General features: G+C 57.3%; 15 protein-coding genes and 1 pseudogene. 11 read left to right on the forward strand and 5 right to left on the reverse strand.

Going from position 1 to position 16,450, the window contains the following annotated elements; translation table 11 throughout:
* Window positions 1–209: 209 nt before the first annotated feature.
* The 11 genes and pseudogenes from M1D88_RS07100 to M1D88_RS07150 all read left to right on the forward strand — a co-directional run bounded on the left by M1D88_RS07100 (window position 210) and on the right by M1D88_RS07150 (window position 11,632).
* Window positions 210–1,058: a TauD/TfdA family dioxygenase gene (locus M1D88_RS07100; RefSeq protein ID WP_458113837.1), complete on the forward strand. Its 849-nt coding sequence runs from the start codon at window positions 210–212 to the stop codon at window positions 1,056–1,058.
* Window positions 1,059–1,089: 31 nt separating this feature from the next.
* Window positions 1,090–2,349 carry an AMP-binding protein gene (locus tag M1D88_RS07105; protein ID WP_458114463.1) on the forward strand — a complete coding sequence of 420 codons (1,260 nt, stop codon included), beginning with the start codon at window positions 1,090–1,092 and terminating at the stop codon, window positions 2,347–2,349.
* A gap of 1 nt (window position 2,350) precedes the next feature.
* Window positions 2,351–2,602, forward strand: a complete 252-nt coding sequence (locus M1D88_RS07110) for an acyl carrier protein (RefSeq protein WP_458113838.1) — start codon at window positions 2,351–2,353, stop codon at window positions 2,600–2,602.
* On the forward strand, window positions 2,595–3,977 hold the full coding sequence (locus M1D88_RS07115) for a condensation domain-containing protein (RefSeq protein WP_458113839.1): 1,383 nt from the start codon (window positions 2,595–2,597) through the stop codon (window positions 3,975–3,977). Before M1D88_RS07110 ends, M1D88_RS07115 begins: the two co-directional genes overlap by 8 nt.
* Window positions 3,967–4,938, forward strand: a pseudogene (locus M1D88_RS07120) (AMP-binding protein); the annotation flags it as partial. The gene M1D88_RS07115 and the pseudogene M1D88_RS07120, both read left to right, overlap by 11 nt.
* 72 nt (window positions 4,939–5,010) lie before the next feature.
* Window positions 5,011–5,646 carry a phosphopantetheine-binding protein gene (locus M1D88_RS07125; protein ID WP_458114464.1) on the forward strand — a complete coding sequence of 212 codons (636 nt, stop codon included), beginning with the start codon at window positions 5,011–5,013 and terminating at the stop codon, window positions 5,644–5,646.
* Entirely contained in the window at window positions 5,646–6,320 is a 675-nt protein-coding gene (locus M1D88_RS07130) for a RibD family protein (RefSeq protein WP_458113840.1), read from the forward strand. Before M1D88_RS07125 ends, M1D88_RS07130 begins: the two co-directional genes overlap by 1 nt.
* Complete coding sequence (locus M1D88_RS07135) at window positions 6,313–9,360, forward strand: AMP-binding protein (protein WP_458113841.1); 3,048 nt, start codon at window positions 6,313–6,315, stop codon at window positions 9,358–9,360. Before M1D88_RS07130 ends, M1D88_RS07135 begins: the two co-directional genes overlap by 8 nt.
* A gap of 116 nt (window positions 9,361–9,476) precedes the next feature.
* On the forward strand, window positions 9,477–10,772 hold the full coding sequence (locus tag M1D88_RS07140; protein WP_458114465.1) for an FAD-dependent monooxygenase: 1,296 nt from the start codon (window positions 9,477–9,479) through the stop codon (window positions 10,770–10,772).
* 155 nt (window positions 10,773–10,927) lie between these two features.
* Window positions 10,928–11,368 carry a hypothetical protein gene (locus M1D88_RS07145; protein ID WP_458113842.1) on the forward strand — a complete coding sequence of 147 codons (441 nt, stop codon included), beginning with the start codon at window positions 10,928–10,930 and terminating at the stop codon, window positions 11,366–11,368.
* A gap of 9 nt (window positions 11,369–11,377) precedes the next feature.
* Window positions 11,378–11,632 carry a helix-turn-helix domain-containing protein gene (locus tag M1D88_RS07150; protein ID WP_458113843.1) on the forward strand — a complete coding sequence of 85 codons (255 nt, stop codon included), beginning with the start codon at window positions 11,378–11,380 and terminating at the stop codon, window positions 11,630–11,632.
* A 40-nt stretch (window positions 11,633–11,672) separates the two neighbouring features.
* On the opposite strand, the gene M1D88_RS07155 is transcribed toward M1D88_RS07150, so the two are convergent.
* The 5 genes from M1D88_RS07155 to M1D88_RS07175 all read right to left on the reverse strand — a co-directional run bounded on the left by M1D88_RS07155 (window position 11,673) and on the right by M1D88_RS07175 (window position 16,369).
* Complete coding sequence (locus M1D88_RS07155) at window positions 11,673–12,539, reverse strand: DUF6994 family protein (RefSeq protein ID WP_458113844.1); 867 nt, start codon at window positions 12,537–12,539, stop codon at window positions 11,673–11,675.
* Window positions 12,540–12,683: 144 nt separating this feature from the next.
* Window positions 12,684–12,857 (reverse strand): hypothetical protein, encoded by a 174-nt coding sequence (locus M1D88_RS07160; RefSeq protein WP_458113845.1) that lies wholly within the window; start codon window positions 12,855–12,857, stop codon window positions 12,684–12,686.
* 198 nt (window positions 12,858–13,055) lie between these two features.
* Window positions 13,056–13,253: a hypothetical protein gene (locus M1D88_RS07165; protein WP_458113846.1), complete on the reverse strand. Its 198-nt coding sequence runs from the start codon at window positions 13,251–13,253 to the stop codon at window positions 13,056–13,058.
* A 4-nt stretch (window positions 13,254–13,257) separates the two neighbouring features.
* On the reverse strand, window positions 13,258–13,947 hold the full coding sequence (locus tag M1D88_RS07170) for a helicase associated domain-containing protein (RefSeq protein ID WP_458114466.1): 690 nt from the start codon (window positions 13,945–13,947) through the stop codon (window positions 13,258–13,260).
* 313 nt (window positions 13,948–14,260) lie between these two features.
* A complete protein-coding gene (locus M1D88_RS07175; protein ID WP_458113847.1) occupies window positions 14,261–16,369 on the reverse strand; it encodes an exonuclease domain-containing protein in 2,109 nt (702 codons plus the stop codon).
* Window positions 16,370–16,450 lie beyond the last annotated feature (81 nt).

Consider the following 16,450-nt stretch of genomic DNA (forward strand, 5'->3'; position numbering starts at 1 on the left):
ATTAACATATGACTAAATGCGAAGAGCTGGTTTACAGCTTTAGTTCGCCCTGTAATGTTCTCAAGTGAATGGTAATGTTCTCAAATGATTGAAAATCTCATCGCTAGAATTGAGGCGTCATGAATGCTAGTCCTGCGGTATTTAGCCCGTCCAGGGGGAGTGCCACTGACCTGTTGGTCTACATTAAGGCATGTCTAGCTGACGTTTCGTTGCAGCTTGAGCAGAGGGGTATTGTTTTATTTCGAGGCTTTGATCAAATAAGCCCATCTGTGTTTCAGCAGTGTGTTGAAGCCGTTTCAGGCCAGACGCTAGATTACGAGTTCAGATCAAATCAAAGAACACGTGTCGATGGAAATGTCTTCAGCTCAACCGATTTTCCTCCGAATGAGCTTATTCCATTCCACAACGAGATGTCGTATTTCGTTAAGTGGCCTAAGCACCTTTGGTTTTCATGCGAGACGCCGGCGGCCGAGGGGGGAGCGACGCTGTTCGCCGACAGCGCGTCGGTACTGGACGCACTTCCAGAGAATGTCGTCGCCGCCTTCGAAAGTGGGGTTCGTTATCAACGAAACCTCAGCTCATCGGTCGATGTGTCCTGGGAAGAGGCATTCGGTACGACTGATCGTTTGCAAGTGGAAGAGTATTGCCGGGCCAACAGCATCGACTTCGCATGGATTGGTGGAAGCCTCCGGACCGTGCAGGACCGACCGGCTATCGTCAGGGATCGAAGTACAGGCCGTCCGATCTGGTTCAATCAGGCCCATCTATTCCACCACAGTTCTTTTGGACCCGACGTCGCGCGGGTGCTGGAGCGAACATACGCGATGAAAGAACTGCCGCGGACTGCCCTCCATCGCGACGGGAGCGCGATCGAACCTTCAATGCTGGACGCTGTCCGTAAGGCGTACTCGGATAATTCCTTCGCAGTGCGGTGGCAAGCTGGAGACGTTCTCGTTCTTGACAACGTTCGTTATGCCCATGCCCGGGAGCCTTACACGCCGCCGAGGAAGCTCTCAGTGGCAATGGCGGGGGACGGACCTGCAAGCGTCGAGTATTGAACTCTCAGGGGGGCATGTGAATCTCGCCGAGATGATCGATTTGTCTTTGCGTCGACGACCGAATCAACTGGCTGTCGTTACCCGGCGACGTCAACTCACGTACGATCAGTTGCGTCTTCAACTGTGCAAGTCGCCTGCCGCTCGAGGCTCCAGAGCAGCAACCTGGGAGGTGGACGACGTCGTATATGTCGTCAGTAGGCTGTTGAAGGGTGAGCCTTTTCTGCTCGTGGATTCTTCGTCGCGGTCGGTTCCAGAGAGCGATCTCGTGTTGTCTGAGGCATCTGGCAACGTTGCCTACGGAACATACTCAACTGGCACGACGTCAGACGGTTCTCGCTGCAGATTTGTAAGTCGGCAGAGTGTGGAACTGTACCTGGATGGCCTATTTGACCGGCTGAGTCTCGGACATGGGTTGACTTCCTATGCCTCTTGCACGCCCCTCTGGTTCGACTTGGCGTACACATCGATGCTGGGGGCTTTGGCCTCGGGAGGAACCTTCTTTTACCTGGGGCCGATAGAAACGGATTCGCCCAGGTCTTTCCGACGATGGATTTCGGCGTGTCGCCCGGACGTGCTGAAGGTGACTCCGTCCCTTGCCGGGGCGTTGCTTGGAGGAGGTACCCGAGTCGAGCCTCCAGCGAGGGAAGCAGTAGTTTTCGGTGGTGAGCGACTGTCGTGGAATCTACCCGCGGCATTGATGGCCGCGAATTCAGGAATCAAGGTGTTTAACCACTACGGACCAGCGGAAACAACCATTGGGGCCTACATGAATAAAGTCAGCGTTGCGCACCGGTCCTTGAGTGACACGGTGCCGATCGGAAAGCCTCTGATCAATATCGACGGGCGCCTCGCATCACCAGCCGATGACACGGGTGACTTGCTGCTGGGGGGCGCCCAGGTCAGCGCAAACCGTGATCTCCAACCGCTCTCTGATCACGGCTGGTACATCACAGGCGACAGATGTCGTCTACTCGAAAGTGGCGAATTAGAATTTCTAGGCCGCGTCGACCGCAGGGTGAAGATCGGGGGAGTGCTGATCGATCTGGAGGCGGTCGAAAGGATGGCACTGCAGGTCGATTTGGTGCAAAATGCACACGCCAGAGTCGGTTGGGTCATGGAGGACCCACACGTGGACCTGTCGGTGGCCGGGGCCTCCGAAAAGGATGTGGATTTCCTTAAACGGACTCTCTGGGCCGAGTTCGAGCGATGCATGGGCTTATCTCGAGGGTGGTTGGCTATCAAGGTGGCTGACAAAATGTCCATTAAATCCTCTGGAAAGGGAGGTTCCTGAGTTGAATACTCGGTCAAATCAAGAAATAGCAGAGATCGTCAAGGTTGCGGCAGAGGAGATTCGCGGTGAGCCCATCTCGAGCTCGTATTCGCTGCTGGAGCAGAGCTTCACCTCCATCAGTCTTATCCGACTTATCGCACGCCTCGAGGAACTACTCGACGTTGAGCTCAGTCTGGAAGCGGTAATTAGGAAGCCATTTTTATCTTCCATCTCAGACCAGGTAGTGGTCATGACGGGGCGGTGTCATGAGTAGGGTGCTCACAGATGAAGAGATTTCTGTCGCGCAGGAGAGGGTCCTTTTCTATGACCTTTTAGCTCCCGAGGCTCCATTCCATGGAGTGCCACGCTTGATGCATATTAGCGGATCCGTCGACATTCATCGACTTGAGCGGGCTATCAACAAAATCGTCGCCAGGCACGAAGTATTGAGAACTCGTTACGAAGTCTCCGCTGGTCGCTGGCTTGCAACTGTTGATGACCATCAACAGGTGGTCGTAGGTGAGCACCTGGAAGGCGCTGCAGTAAACGCACGCGAGGTCGATTCGCTTATTTTCAACTTGATTGCACGGCCCTTTGACGTGACTACGGGTCCAGTGGTTCGAGCGGACACAATTGCACGATCCTCGACTGAGTGTCTATTTCTTCTCGATTTCCATCACGTGGCCTGTGATGGCTGGAGCGAACGAGTCTTTCTTAACGAACTCTGCGAGTTCTACGACGCTGACATGACTGGTCGTGAAGCTAAGCTTTCGGACCTTCCGGTCCAGTATCGTGAGTATGCTGCGGCTCAAAGACTGCGGCTGGACGGGGATGAGGTCCGAGTATGTCATGAATACTGGCGTCGGACCCTGGGAGATGAGATTCCCCAACTAAACTTTCCCTATGATCGGCCACGACCCGTAGATCCGAGCTTCCGCGGTTCTAGTATCGGGTTCGAGTTAGACTCGAACCTCATTCGCTCGATTCGCAATGTAGCTGAAATCGTCCAGGTGACGCCATTTGTCGTCATGCTGGCTGCATACTTCATCGTGCTTCATCAGTGGTCCGGCCAGGACCGTATCGTTATCGGATCTCCGATCAACAACCGTGAGCACTTTCGCCATCACAACATGATCGGGTATCTGGTCACTAGGCTGCCAATTCTTTCTTTCTACCGGGCTAATGCTTCTGCAGTGGAATTCATTCAGGAGCTAGGTTCGAATGTGCTTCAAGCTGTGGGCCACAAGGAGACTACAGGATCGCCCTGGCCTTTTCCCCTGCAGAATGAGGCAGTAAGGGACGCGAGCAACTACCGATTCATGTTCTTCTACCAGGAGAACCCGGTTGGTGTTGAACGGCAGTTTGGTGGGTTAACTCTTACTAACGCAAACAGTCACTCATCGGAGCGCGTAGAAGCGATGGGGCTTCGCTCCCCGACGGTAGGTTCGCAGCTCGACATTGGTTTCTTTATCGAGCCAGTCGGGGACCGAGTGTTCGGCTGGGCCGAGTTTGCTCTCGACCTTGTCAACCCCAGCACGGCCAGGCGGCTTATAGATACTTATGAATCAACGCTTCGCGCGATAGCTAGTGATCCCGGAGCTTGCATCGGGCAGCTGAAATCGGGAGTGGGCGGGCGTCATGGCGACTGATCTTGCTGAGATTCTTGGGAGGCTTGGATCTGAGCATGGTGATCGGATCGCTCTGCAGAGTCACGAAGCGGATGTGACTTACGGAGAACTCGAGAAAATCGTTCGGTCCGAGGCTGATCGGCTCGCCGCTTTGACCGAGGACAGGTGCGTAGCTGTGAGGATGCAACGGAGTGTCAGCTTAGTCTCCACGGTCTTGGCAGTCCTACGTGCTGGGCGTTCGTGCCTGGTACTAGACCCCTCACATCCGATGGAGTACGTGAGTTCATCTATGGCGTTGGCAGGCGCAACGATCCTATTTGAGGGATCTGACGTGTCCAGTTACAGGGCCGTCCGGGAAACTAAGAAGTCCGTCTCAGACTACTCCGGTACTGGGGTTCTCAACACGCCATCCCTGATCTTCCCTACGACGGGGACGACCGGAGTCCCCAAGTTGGTGGTGATTGATCTGGACGCGGCCGTGGCGGCACAAAAACCGGGTGAGTGCCACTTTGACCTTGGCCAAGATGACCGTGTCCTGTTGACGTGCCCACCGAGCTCGGCGCGCCTCGTGGGCGAGGTGTTTTGGCCGTTACTCGCTGGAGCTCAGATTGTTATTCCGGCGGAAACCAGGTGGTCCGCGAGGGAGTTGGGATATCTAGTTCGGTCAGCCCAAGTTACGGTGCTCGCGGTGCTGCCTTCATTTCTAGAGGCCTTGATTACCGATTCGGTTGCGTGGTCCTGTTTACAAGATGTACGTCTAATACAGTCTGTAGGCGAGCCGCTACCGGCGACGCTTTATGCGCGAGTCATAGCGCGATTCGAAGGCGCACTTGTTAATTCTTATGGGCAGTCAGAAGTGTGCGCTGGCCTCTTCTCGGCTCCGGGAGCCATTCCGCCGGCGGAGTCTTTGACGGTGCCACTTCGACGGTATGGCCGGGGCTCTTGCCATGCGGAGGTTTTGTCTGAGGACGGACGTCCAACGAATGTTGGATCTGTCGGGCGGCTTTACCTAGTAGGCCCTTCAGTATCCAGGAGCTATCTTGGGCCCGCCTCCGTGGCGGACGAAATCTTCAGTCAAACAATTGATGGGCAGCGTCGAGTGGATACCCGGCAGCTTGCGAAAGTACTAGATGGAGGGTTGATCGAAATTTTGGGACGAGTCGATTCACGTATCAAGATCAACGGAATGAGTGTTGTTCCCGAGGAAGTAGAGTTTTTGTTCAAGACTCTACCGAATGTCAAGGACATTCGTGTTTTCGGTCAGAGCACGCACACTGGAAACCTGCTTTGCGCTGAGATTCAACTAGAAGATGATTCGGTTACCGTGGCGGACCTGATTGCGCTGGCGCAACAAAGGCTCCCTGTCCACATGATCCCGACGCGGGTGAACTTGGTCGAAGCAATCAAGAGAAACACCGCCGGAAAGATCGATCGTAGCCAAGCGACCGAGGGCCCTCTGACTGCTGTTCATGATAATTCCGAGGCGATCCGAAAGACGTTCGAGGTCATCTTGTCCTGCAACATTGATCACTCGACGGACTTTTTTGCGGCCGGCGGCAACTCCCTGCTGGCCATTCGAGCCATCTCGGAGATAAACGATCGGCTCGGCATTAGTGTGCCGCTCCGAACCTTCCTCATTTCGAGAACCCCGGAAGGGATCGCAAACGCACTTGAATCCGAGGTGCTGTGATGTCTGAACGCCCTTATGTCGAGCTGGTCTTGGCGATGAGTGCCGATGGCAAGATCGCCGACGCTGCTAGGACACCGCAGCGAATTGCGTCCCCTCGTGATAGGGGAGTGTGGGACGACGCTATGGTCCGGGCGGACGCCGTCCTCTATGGGAGTGGAACCCTGCGTTCGGTGCGACGTTCAATGCAGACCTTCGATCTACAGTCGTCGGGCGAACCAATTACCGACTCTCGCTTGAACATTGTCGTCAGCTCGAACGGCAAATTCGATCTAACCTGGCCCTTTTTTCAAGAGTCTCACCCTCGGTGGCTGGTTTGCGCTCGCGTTCCTGCCCCTGAGGTGACGGAGGCCTTTGACAGGGTAATCGTATGCCCTGGTGGCACAGGCCAAGAAGTTGATTTCCCATCGATGTTGGGTGAGTTGCGTGAGGCTGGGATCGAGCGGGTCTGTTGTGGTGGCGGTGGTGGTCTGGCTGCTTCGATGTTTCGGCACGGCCTTGTTGACGAGTATCGACTGACAGTTGCTCCCCATATTGTTGGGGGGCGTACTTCGCCAACTCCTGTTGATGGAGAGGATCTCCCTCTTGGAACGTTACCTAAGTTGCGCGTTCTTAATCATCAATTTTTTGACGGTGAGTTTCTGATTCACTATGAAGTAGTTCGAGACGATGGTTGACACTAATTCTGGATGGGCGCAACCGGAACAGGTACGTCTTTGGGTGTATCAGAATCTGAGGCCGGAAGATCAAAGCTACGTCATTAGGTCCGGCCGTCGTTTTGGAGGTCTTGTTGATCGGAGCCGGCTGGCCCTCTCGGTGTCAGCTCTGGCCCGGCGGCACCCTGTCCTGAGATGGGCGTTTTCGGATGACGCGGCGGGGCTGAGGTGGCATGAAGTAGAGCTGGAACCGGGCGAACTGTGCGTCTTTCACTCGCTCGAATCAGGTAGCCGGGATGATGTCCTGTTTGAAGAGGGATCTCGTCTCTTAGATCTTGCCGGCGGTGGTCTGTTCCGTGTCGTGACGTTGGAGGTTATGGGAGGCACCACTGACATCTATCTTATGGTTCACCAGATCATCAGTGACGCCCGTTCAACTGAGCTTCTATGGTCCGAACTTGCTCGCTTATACAACGGAGGGAGTGGAACTGATGGGATCGATCGAGCGTATTCCAGCAGAGAGCGTCCTTCGGTCGCAAGTGAGTTACTTACTCGTGTACCGGAAATCGACGTTGTGCGAACGGAGCTCAGCCCTGAGGGCGACGCGCGCGCCCCTAGCCGGGTGGACTTTGCTGTGTCTCTGCAGCAGCAGAACCAAGTTGCCATGGCGGCTTCACGCTACGCAGTAACACCGTTCACGGTGCTGCTTACGGCATTTGCACGCGCGATTTCGCGCTACGATCCTGCGTCGGAACACTTTGCCGTTTGTACTCAGATAGATTCTCGAGTGGTCCCGGAGGAGCTAGACTCCGTTGGATTCTACATCCGGACTCTGCCAGTGTATTTCTCGTCGAGTCGTGCTGATCCAGGCCGACAGCTTCAAGCGACTTTAGAGCAGCTCATCGACGGATTCAGCAGCGGTACGCCAAACTTAGAAGCGGTCGTGGCTGCATCGGGTATGAGTGGAACAGACCGACGTCACAACGCTTTCGGCCTGTTGTGTTTTCAACAACTTGCGAATAGTGAGGCCGTGGTCGTCCTTGGTGACTTGCGGGGGGCGCCGATCCCAGGAGCAGGTGCGTCGACGAGTTTTGGGCTCAGCTTCACGGTTGAGCCGTTTTCGCCTGATGGAGAGTGCAGTGCTTGGGCGCATTTTGAGAGCTCATATTTTTCTGAGGATTTGGTGCGCGCGTTATGGGGGATGACTCTTGATGAGGTCAGAAAGCTTGGACTCGAAGTGGCTAACGAACCCGCGCCTCCACACATCGGTAATGGCGGGAGCCTGATTTCACCAAGTCCTAGCGGTCTGCTTGTTTCTTGCCGCTCATCTAGTGAAGGTGTAATTGCGCTGCTTTCTGCGCAACCTCAGGACAATGTTGCCCTCGTGAGCGAGACCATTGAAATAACATATGGGGAGCTTTTCGATGCGGTAGCCGGACGTTCTGATCTGCTACGGAACAGGATTCCGAAGAATTCAATTGTGGGGGTGAGGACGGACTCCGTCGCGGATCAGATCTCCTGGACCTTGGCCTCATGGGTCTCAGATTGTTCAGTTTTATTTCTTGAATCAGATCAGGTCTACTCGCCGTCGTCAGCCGCGCCCATTGCAGTCGTCGTTGGGGCAGCAGAGCCGCATTGGTGCCGTCAAAGTGAACACGCAGAACCTGATTCGGAAATCGGACATTCGCCAAATCGGGGGTCAGATTTCTCGGGGGTTGGATACATCTTGTCCACGTCAGGCACGACAGGTTCGCCTAGGCGCGTGGCGCGGCAATTTTCGCCGTTCTGGGACTTTGCCATTGACTTCGCCCGGCAAGTCGAAAGGACTTGGCGAATTCCACTGGTTTCAGAGCTTTCAACTGATCCAGGGATGCGTGTGATGTTGGCGACGCTTGCCGCGGGTGCGACGCTTGTCATTCGAAACGACGTTCGCAACGATGATCAAGTGTCGTTTCTGAGCCGTGCACTCACCAACGAACGGGTAGATGCCATCCTGGCGGTCACCCCGAGTCTTGCGCATGCTGTTTTTGCTCCTATGGCGTCCCTGGGGATGTATCGACACCTCCAGATGGTGCGCTGCGTTGGTGAAGGGCTTCATCGGTCGACAGCACGGCTCGTGCAGCAGGTGTCCGGACCAATTGCTCACGTCGACTATGGGACGAGCGAAGGTGGGATGGTAAGTCTGACCCACCGCCAGACCATCTCAGAGGAAACTGAGTTTCTTCCCCTTGGGATCTCTACCGGTTTCGGAACTGTTTCGATTCAAGAAATCGACGGCGAAGAGTGCCCGCCGTACGTCGTGGGGGAGCTGGTTTTGGGTGGGCCGCTTGTCAGCCATGGTTATGTTGATGATGAATTAGAAGACGACTTGTTCGTGGACAGTTTGGGGCGCTGGTTCCACAAAACTGGAGATCTTGCATATCGAGATATCCAGGGGGTCGTTCACTGGGTTGGGCGTAAGGGCAACACGGCAAAGGTCCGTGGTCTGTTCGTTGATCCAACGAAGTTGGCGGCCAGTGTGAAGTCGCTGCCAGGTGTTTTCGCTGCTCACGCCTGGATCGACCGCACTGTACCCAGCGACCCCTTTCTCTCCCTCGCTGTTCAACTCATGGCGGGCACCGATCTCGACAGGACCGCGGTGCGGCAGCATGTCGCGAAGAATCTCGGTAGGTCCTATATCCCATCCTCGATCATTCAAGTGGAACAAATCCAGTTCGGGCGATCTGGCAAGGCAATCTCTGGCCCGCTTCCGGCCGGATTGCCACATTCTGAGTTGGGCAGCGAACGATTTCAGATCAGCAATGAGCTGATGTCGCTGTTTGGTGACTCGCTCGGAGGAGACTATTCCGGAACCGACATTGGATTCTTTGATGCAGGTGGTTCATCACTATCTGCAATTCGGCTGATATCTGACATCAATAGTCGATTCGAGACGGATCTCGACTTTCAAGACCTACTCCTGCACTCGTCTCCTAGAGAACTGCATGTTGTCATTGAGGCTCGGAGGTCGAAGTTAGATGGGGACCAACCGGGTCTGACGGTCCCATTCGGTGACGGTTGAGGATTTATCCGTATTCGTCAGACGCACATTCGGAAAGCTGAAAATTGAACTATCTACGGAACGTTGTCGACGAGGAATTCGACGTAGTTATCGTCGGGGCAGGGCCAGCCGGGTTGGTGCTCGCGCATGGTCTTGGTCGATACGGAGCGAAGGTCCTGCTTCTTGAACGAAGGGTGGCTCTTACTAAGCGGCCAAGAGCAACCGGCGTCAGTTCCAGGAGCATGGAAGTCCTGCGAATGATTGGACTCGAACAGGCTGTCCGGGTTCTAGCTGAGCCCATCGAGCTCTCCATTGCCGTTGGGGAATGCTTGATGGACCCAGCGATGCATTCGTCGTATGCGATCGCCCCTCCTTCAGTTACCCGACTGACGAGCCCGGCTGGTGCGGTGTTCCTCCCCCAGGACCGGCTAGAGAGCGTCTTGACCCAAGGCCTGGAGGGCATGATAATGCGGGGCTGTGAGCTGATTGGGCTTGAAGACGACAGTCAAGGAGTCTCCGTGATCTTTAGTCAGGGTGGCGGCAAGTCCGTTGAGAGGCGGGTCCGTGCGAGGTTTGTCGTTGGGGCGGACGGGGGCCATAGTCAGGTGCGGGAGGTGATCAGGGTCGCGCGCCGTTCGTGGCCTGCAACAGCGCCAGTGCAACACACTTCTCGGTTCAGGGCACCAATTTGGAGCCAGCATCCGTTTCTTCCGCGGCACAGCCTGTACGTCCTCCTGGGCTCGGACGGAAATACTCGCGCTAGCATTTGGCCAGTTGGCGGGGATAGCTGGGTTATTGCGCAGCCGCACGAAGCAGGCCAACCTGCCACGAAGAAGCTCATTCGCGAGCTCAGCCATCTAAAAGACCAAGCGATTGAGTGTGAGCCATTAGGCTCCTTCAGCATGGGCTGCGAGGTGGCGGAACGGTTCGTGGTAGGGCGAGTCTGTCTGGTCGGGGATGCCGCGCACACCGTGGCGCCCAGGGGAGGAACCGGCTTAAATTCGGCAATTCAAGACAGCTTCAATCTCGCGTGGCGATTAGGTTGGGCTATAGCCGGCTGGGCGGACTCGAGGCTCATGTTGGAAGGATATGAACGTGAGCGACAGCCTTTAGCAGTACGTGACGCATCAATTGCGTCAATGCCCGTTGGTTTGGTGCGCGACATGCACGAAGAGCTGAACCTGGAACGGGGAGGGAGAATATCACACCACTGGATTGATTCCTCGAAATCGAAGTCGACTTTAGACTTGGTCGGCGCTGGGATTACCGTATTTTCCACGTCGAAGAAAGCTCAATACAAGCGGACACGGTCAGCACCGCATGGCTGGGCAGAAATAGATCCATCCACCGCAAGAAAGCTCGGACTTGACGTGGGCGACGAACTTCTGACAAGGCCAGACGGGGTTGTCATGGAAGTCAATAAGAAACCTTGATTTGGAGACCGCATATAGTGTGGCATCGGACTGATTTGTTATCGGCCGGTGAAACCCGGAGATGTCCAACCATACAAGACTCCAGGTGTGCGCCGACAATCTTTTCCAGAATTCTTGCTAGGGAATCAACCTCCGGTCGACTGAGATACGTCCGTATGGGACAGTTCGCTGACCGGGATACCCGCAGTGCCAGCCGACGATGGACTGGCACCATTACCTGGATCCTGCTCGTCGTCGCCTCGATGATCGTGATCGCCTACGGGATCGCGCGCGCCAACTGGCATCTCGGGTTGCCAGGTCCGGCCGAGCAGGAAGAGGTCTGGATCGGTAGTCGCTACATTCTCGCCGGCTGCGCGCTGTCCGTCGCGGCCGCGGTGTGGTCACACCTACGCGGCAACGCTGTATGGGTGACGGTGTGCGTGGCGATGCCGGGGGTTCTCGTGGGCTGGGCGGTACTTCAGGACCCCTACAATCTGGGCCGTCATTTGGCCGCCGTCGTGGCATTCCCGCTTGCCTTGGGCGGGATTGTCGGGGTCATCCGGGCGCGGGGCCACGGCAGCGGGATTAATCAGCTTCGGCCGGGGAGCCGCCCTTAGGATGGTGCAGTGACTGATCAAACCTCACAACGCCGCTTCCTGACAGTCGAGCAGGCAGCCGAAGAGCTCAACGTGAAATCGAGCCTCATCCGAGGGCTGATCAGCAGTGGAGAGTTGCGGGCCATGCAGGTCGGTGGGAGGGGTCTGTGGCGCATCGGCCTTCAGGATCTGGAAGACTACATCGCGGAAGCATATCGGCGCACAGCGGCGCACATTGCCTCCGGTGAGCTCCTGGATGATGCGGAGTCCGGGACTGTCGAGTAGACAGCATGCATCATCACACTTGGATGAGCGCAGTATCGGATCAGGTGGACGCTGTCTCTGGCTTGGGCTGCCACCAAGGGTTACGAACCTCAATCTCGGGGTGGTGCTCTGTGACCCACTCGGCCATCCGACGCCGCCGTCCCACGATGAACTCCAGCGTGGCATTCCGGTACGTGATGTAGTCCGCCGGTATCCCGGAAGACTCAAAGCCCTCAAAGGGCACGAAGAACCGAATCTCATTGTAGTCCGGCGTCACGAGGTCTTGCAGGTGGAAGAAGTCCACGAATGCTGTGAATCCTTGTTCCCCCTGCCCGAATAGTTTGAAGAAGTCTTTATAGGCGTTGATGACCGCGAAGAAGTCTCTGTAGGCGTCTTTGAATGCGCCGGCGGGGGCGTTCTCCGACCCTCCGGTGTAGTGCCGCCGGATGCATGCAAGGGTCAGGTCCATACGATCAGCGATCAGCCGACCTGAGGGACCGAACCCTCGGGCCTGGTTCATCGTGGTTTGGCCCGTCCTGACGGGCCAAATCATTGCACTGCCGATGGTGTATGGCGGGTCGAGGTAGGCGGACTTCTGGTCATCGCTCAGCTCGTCCATGGCCTTTACCAGGGACGCTGGAGTTGACCTTCCGGTGTACGAGCTGGTGATGGCATCGCTCCCATAGCAATGCCTCTTTTCATTGGCGTCAGTGTAAATGAGGTACTCGCTCCGTCTGGTGGTCACCTTCGGAGCGAAAGGGACGCCGGACGGCAGCTCTTTGCTCCACAGCAGCTGGTGGTCCCACCGGAGCAACTGGCTGTACCTGTCGGGATCTCGCCTGGTTCGCCCGGGTGTGTCCGTCTTGTAGTTGAAAGAAGTGTCGAAGACGCGTGGCAGATGCTGCTGCGGATATTCCGGATCCCTCAAAATTCCCCCCCCAAAAACCAGAGTGATGAGACGCGTTCATCGTACGGGAGAGATGATCTCACCGCACTGGTTTGCCAGGCCTTTTAGGCTCCCTCGCTCGATCTGGCTGTTCCGGTTGAGGAACGATGGAAGACACGAAACGAGCTACGACCGCTCCAGTGAGTCCCGCCCGTCTGCTTGCCCAGGCTGCGAACCTCCGGTAACCATCGCGGCGCTGCCGCAGCAGGAGTCCGCGCAGCTGCTGTCCTGTTCGCGGAGGCGTTTCCGGTCTGCAGCAATCTTGGCTTTTGCTTTCTTGCGCACTTTGCTTGCTGGCATCGGGGGACTCCTGGTGTGGTCTGTGGGGATCAGCGCCGCGGCGCGGTTTCGATGTTGTCGGCGTTTTCTTTCATCCACTGGATGAATGTCCTGCCCCCGGGCAGCCTACATGAGACTCATTCTCATGAACAGTACTGGGGCAGCCGCGGCCATAATCCGCAGCCTTGCCCGAGCTCTTCCTAGGAAGTGTTGGCCCGATCAACGGCTCAGCACGCGGACGACTTCCGATCCGGCCCGCTGGAAGCTGTAGAAGTGGTCGGATTCTGAGGTGGCAATGACTTCGCTGGCCTGCCAGCAGTCCTGAGTGAAGTCGTCGGACGCTTCAAACGGTGAAAGCGCCGCCGCGCGCCCGGCCGGTGCAGGCGAAACCTGCTGCATCTGAAGGTCTTGCTTCACACGATCAATCTAGTACCGCGCGGGCTGGATCGGCCGCGGACGAGCCCAGGGGCTTTCGGCCGCGGGTCCGCCCTGACCGCCAGCCCGGGACAGCGGCATCCAGGCCAGCCACTTTGGCGGGATCCAGTTCGCCCCGGCGGGCTTTGTATCGCTGGGTGTGGAGCCAGACACCGAGTTCGTGTTCCAGGCCCTCGATGGTGGCCTTATGCCGGGGCCAGTCCTGCCCTGATCCCCGATATGCTGCCAAGGCAGCCAGGCGCTCCTGCCATCTGGCCTCGTCGCTGGTAACCCGGCGCAGGTCCTGCCATCCGGGCAGGGCGCTGAGGCCGTCGTGGAAGACCGGCAGGAGCTTTCCTTCCCTTGCCTCTTTACGGCGTCGGTTCAGCCACGCGGCGAGAGCACGTTCTGCGTTGTCATCGGCTTTAGTGGAGGGGTACCGTCCCCTCTCCTGCACCATGGCGATCAGCTGCGCCATCCGTTCCACGCCCTGACCGGTTATCCGTTGGGATGTCCCGCCACCCGCCTCATGCTCGGCCTGGAGTCCGGGGTGGAGTTTCCGTGCAACGGTCAGGTGGTAGCCAACGGTCCGTAGCGGAGCGCCTGACAGTTCTGCGATTTTTCCGCGGCTCAGGCCTCGCCGGTACATCAGCATCCATTCCGGCTCTGGAGCCGCATCCCACCGTTTAGTAGCCACCAGACAATCCTGCCATCCCAGGGAGGAGCTGCTACCAGAGCGTCTCCTATCGATGGGTGTCGCAGCCCTGCCGCGACGCATGCCTAAGGAAGGCGGCTGTTCAGAGGGACAGGTCCATGCCCGTCCTGGAGATCTGCGATGCCAGGGCCACGAGGGAAGAGCGTAGGCAGCGCCTTGCTCCCGCGCCCACGTCTCGGCCTCAGCCATCAGGGCCTGCCCTAGACCTTGTCGTCGCACCTGCTCGGGCACCATTACTTCTTCGACCCAGACAGTAGGTCCGTTTGCAAGAAATGTGGCTCGGCAAGTGGCCTGGTTAACGGACTAAATCGGCCAGCGGCCCTGGGTCCAGGTGTTTACGCGCACGTGTGACAGCGACGTACGCCAGCCGCATCTCCTCAGACAGTTGGTCTTTGTCGCCACCCAAGGTGACTCGTACGAGCCTATCGCCGAAGTCGTCCGCGATGCGGACGTTGTCCCATTCGAGTCCCTTGGCTTTATGTCCGGTGGAAACTACAACGGCTCCCTCAGAAGCAGCCGTTGCCGAGATGACGGCAGCCTTGAGCGCAGGGATCCCGAACCCCTCGATCAGCCTTGTCCACGTCACCAGCTCGTGCGCGCTGGAATCGTGACGGACATGCTTGAGGACCTCATCCCAGGAACCGAACCGCCTCAGCGTTCCGTGACCTGGACGCCGCCCTTTCATCAGGTCGTCGGCACCCTCCAGCAGGGCCAACGTGGCGGCCAGGTCGCATCGAAGTGTTGCCCGGCTGCCTCGCCGGTGTAGCTCCATGAGTTCCCATACAGCCATGGCATTTGTTCGGGTGAGCACCGCGTCAGGAAATGCGCACGGACCGATGGTTGTGCTCTGGATGGGACTTGACCTGACCAAGTGGCGTGCGTTCAAGGGACGTAGCCAGCCGTTAGCGATTACCGCAGCGCCCTCACCGAACCGCCATGACGTGGTCAGAGGCAGAGTGTGCGTAGCCAAGATGGTAGCCAACGCGTCCTTGCCGCCGGCAAAACCGTAGATGGACTGATTCGGGTCCCCCACGAAGACCTTCTTCAGATGCCGCTGCGCCTGGATAATTGCCGCTACAGCAGGGCTCAGGTCCTGGGCTTCATCAACAAAGAGGATCCCACCTTTGGCTCCCAGGAGCGGATCGCTCAGCAGCCACCTCTTCAGATAGTGATCGTGCAGGATGGGCATATCGCTGACGCCGTCGTCCAGGATGTTGGCCCAGTGCTCTTCGGCCATCAGCAGGACCAGGGGAGCCAGGGCGGGACGAAGGCTGGCGGCTGACTTACCGGTGCTGACATGGCGCGGGAGGAGCTTCCGGTTGGGGCTGTGGCAGAACCTGATAACAGTGTCGACGGCCATTCTGGTGACTTCGTATGGCGATAACTGGCGGGCAACTTCCGGGCTGCTGAAAGCTTCGATGAATCCGGGCTCCAGCACGCCGAGACGGACAGCAGTAGCTTGGATGGGTTCAATACCTAGGTGCAGTCGAGTGAGCCAGACTGCCTTGCCTTCGCCGACGAGGTCCGCGTGGGCGAAAGCGTGGATCGTCGTCGCGGACACGTTCTTGGTGAATTTTCCTTGGGCTTCAACCGAGTTTGCCTTATTAAACGTGAGGTAGATGATCTTTGATTTCGTGGAGTTGGCGAGCAACTGCAGAGTCGTGGTCTTACCCGTCCCCGCGCCAGCAAGAATCTTGATGTCGCCTTCACCGAAGAACGCCTCCAAGATGGCATCCTGCTCATCGCTCGGCTTCCACCGCGGACGATAACCCTGCCGGACCGCAGCGAGCCGTGTCGGCACGGAGGCGCTGGCGGTCGTGGTCTTTTTCGACGATGATGGCCGGAGTGTGGGGGCACCCGAAGCGACCAGCTGCAGGAGCTTGAATGCGAGGTGCGCACCGACCCTGGCATCCGGCAGGGCACGGTGGGATGAGCTCTCTCTGATGCCGAAGTGTTCGGCGAGTGTGGCCAGCTTGTGATTCGTTCCGGTGCTGACGAACCTGCGGGCAGCGGAATAGGTACAGAAACCAATGTTGTCAGCGGGTACCATCAGCGCCCGTTCAAGCTCGGACCCAAGGAACCTGTTCTCAAACGGGAGATTGTGTGCCACGACAACCCGGTCGCCAACGAAATCCATCAACTGATGGAGAACCGCGCCGATGGGTGCTGCCGATTCCACCTCACGCTGACTTATTCCATGAATGAACTCCGCACCATGAAGATAGCCGTGCCCCGGGAAGGCGAGGCTGGAGAACTCGCGGGTCAGTTTTCCGCTGCTGTTGAATCGGACAGCGCCGATCTCAATGACCCGGCTGTGACGGGTGCTGACCCCGGTCGTTTCAAGATCGACGCAGACGAATTCGCGTTTTCCGTGAAGCATGGCAGCAACCTCTTCGATGAGCATGCTCCTGCAAAACACCTGGCCCCCAGTTCCTCGGATTCTTCAGAGTAGCTGGAGAGATCGAGAATGAGAGGGATCCTGCGT

The organism is Arthrobacter sp. R1-13 (genome assembly GCF_054161475.1).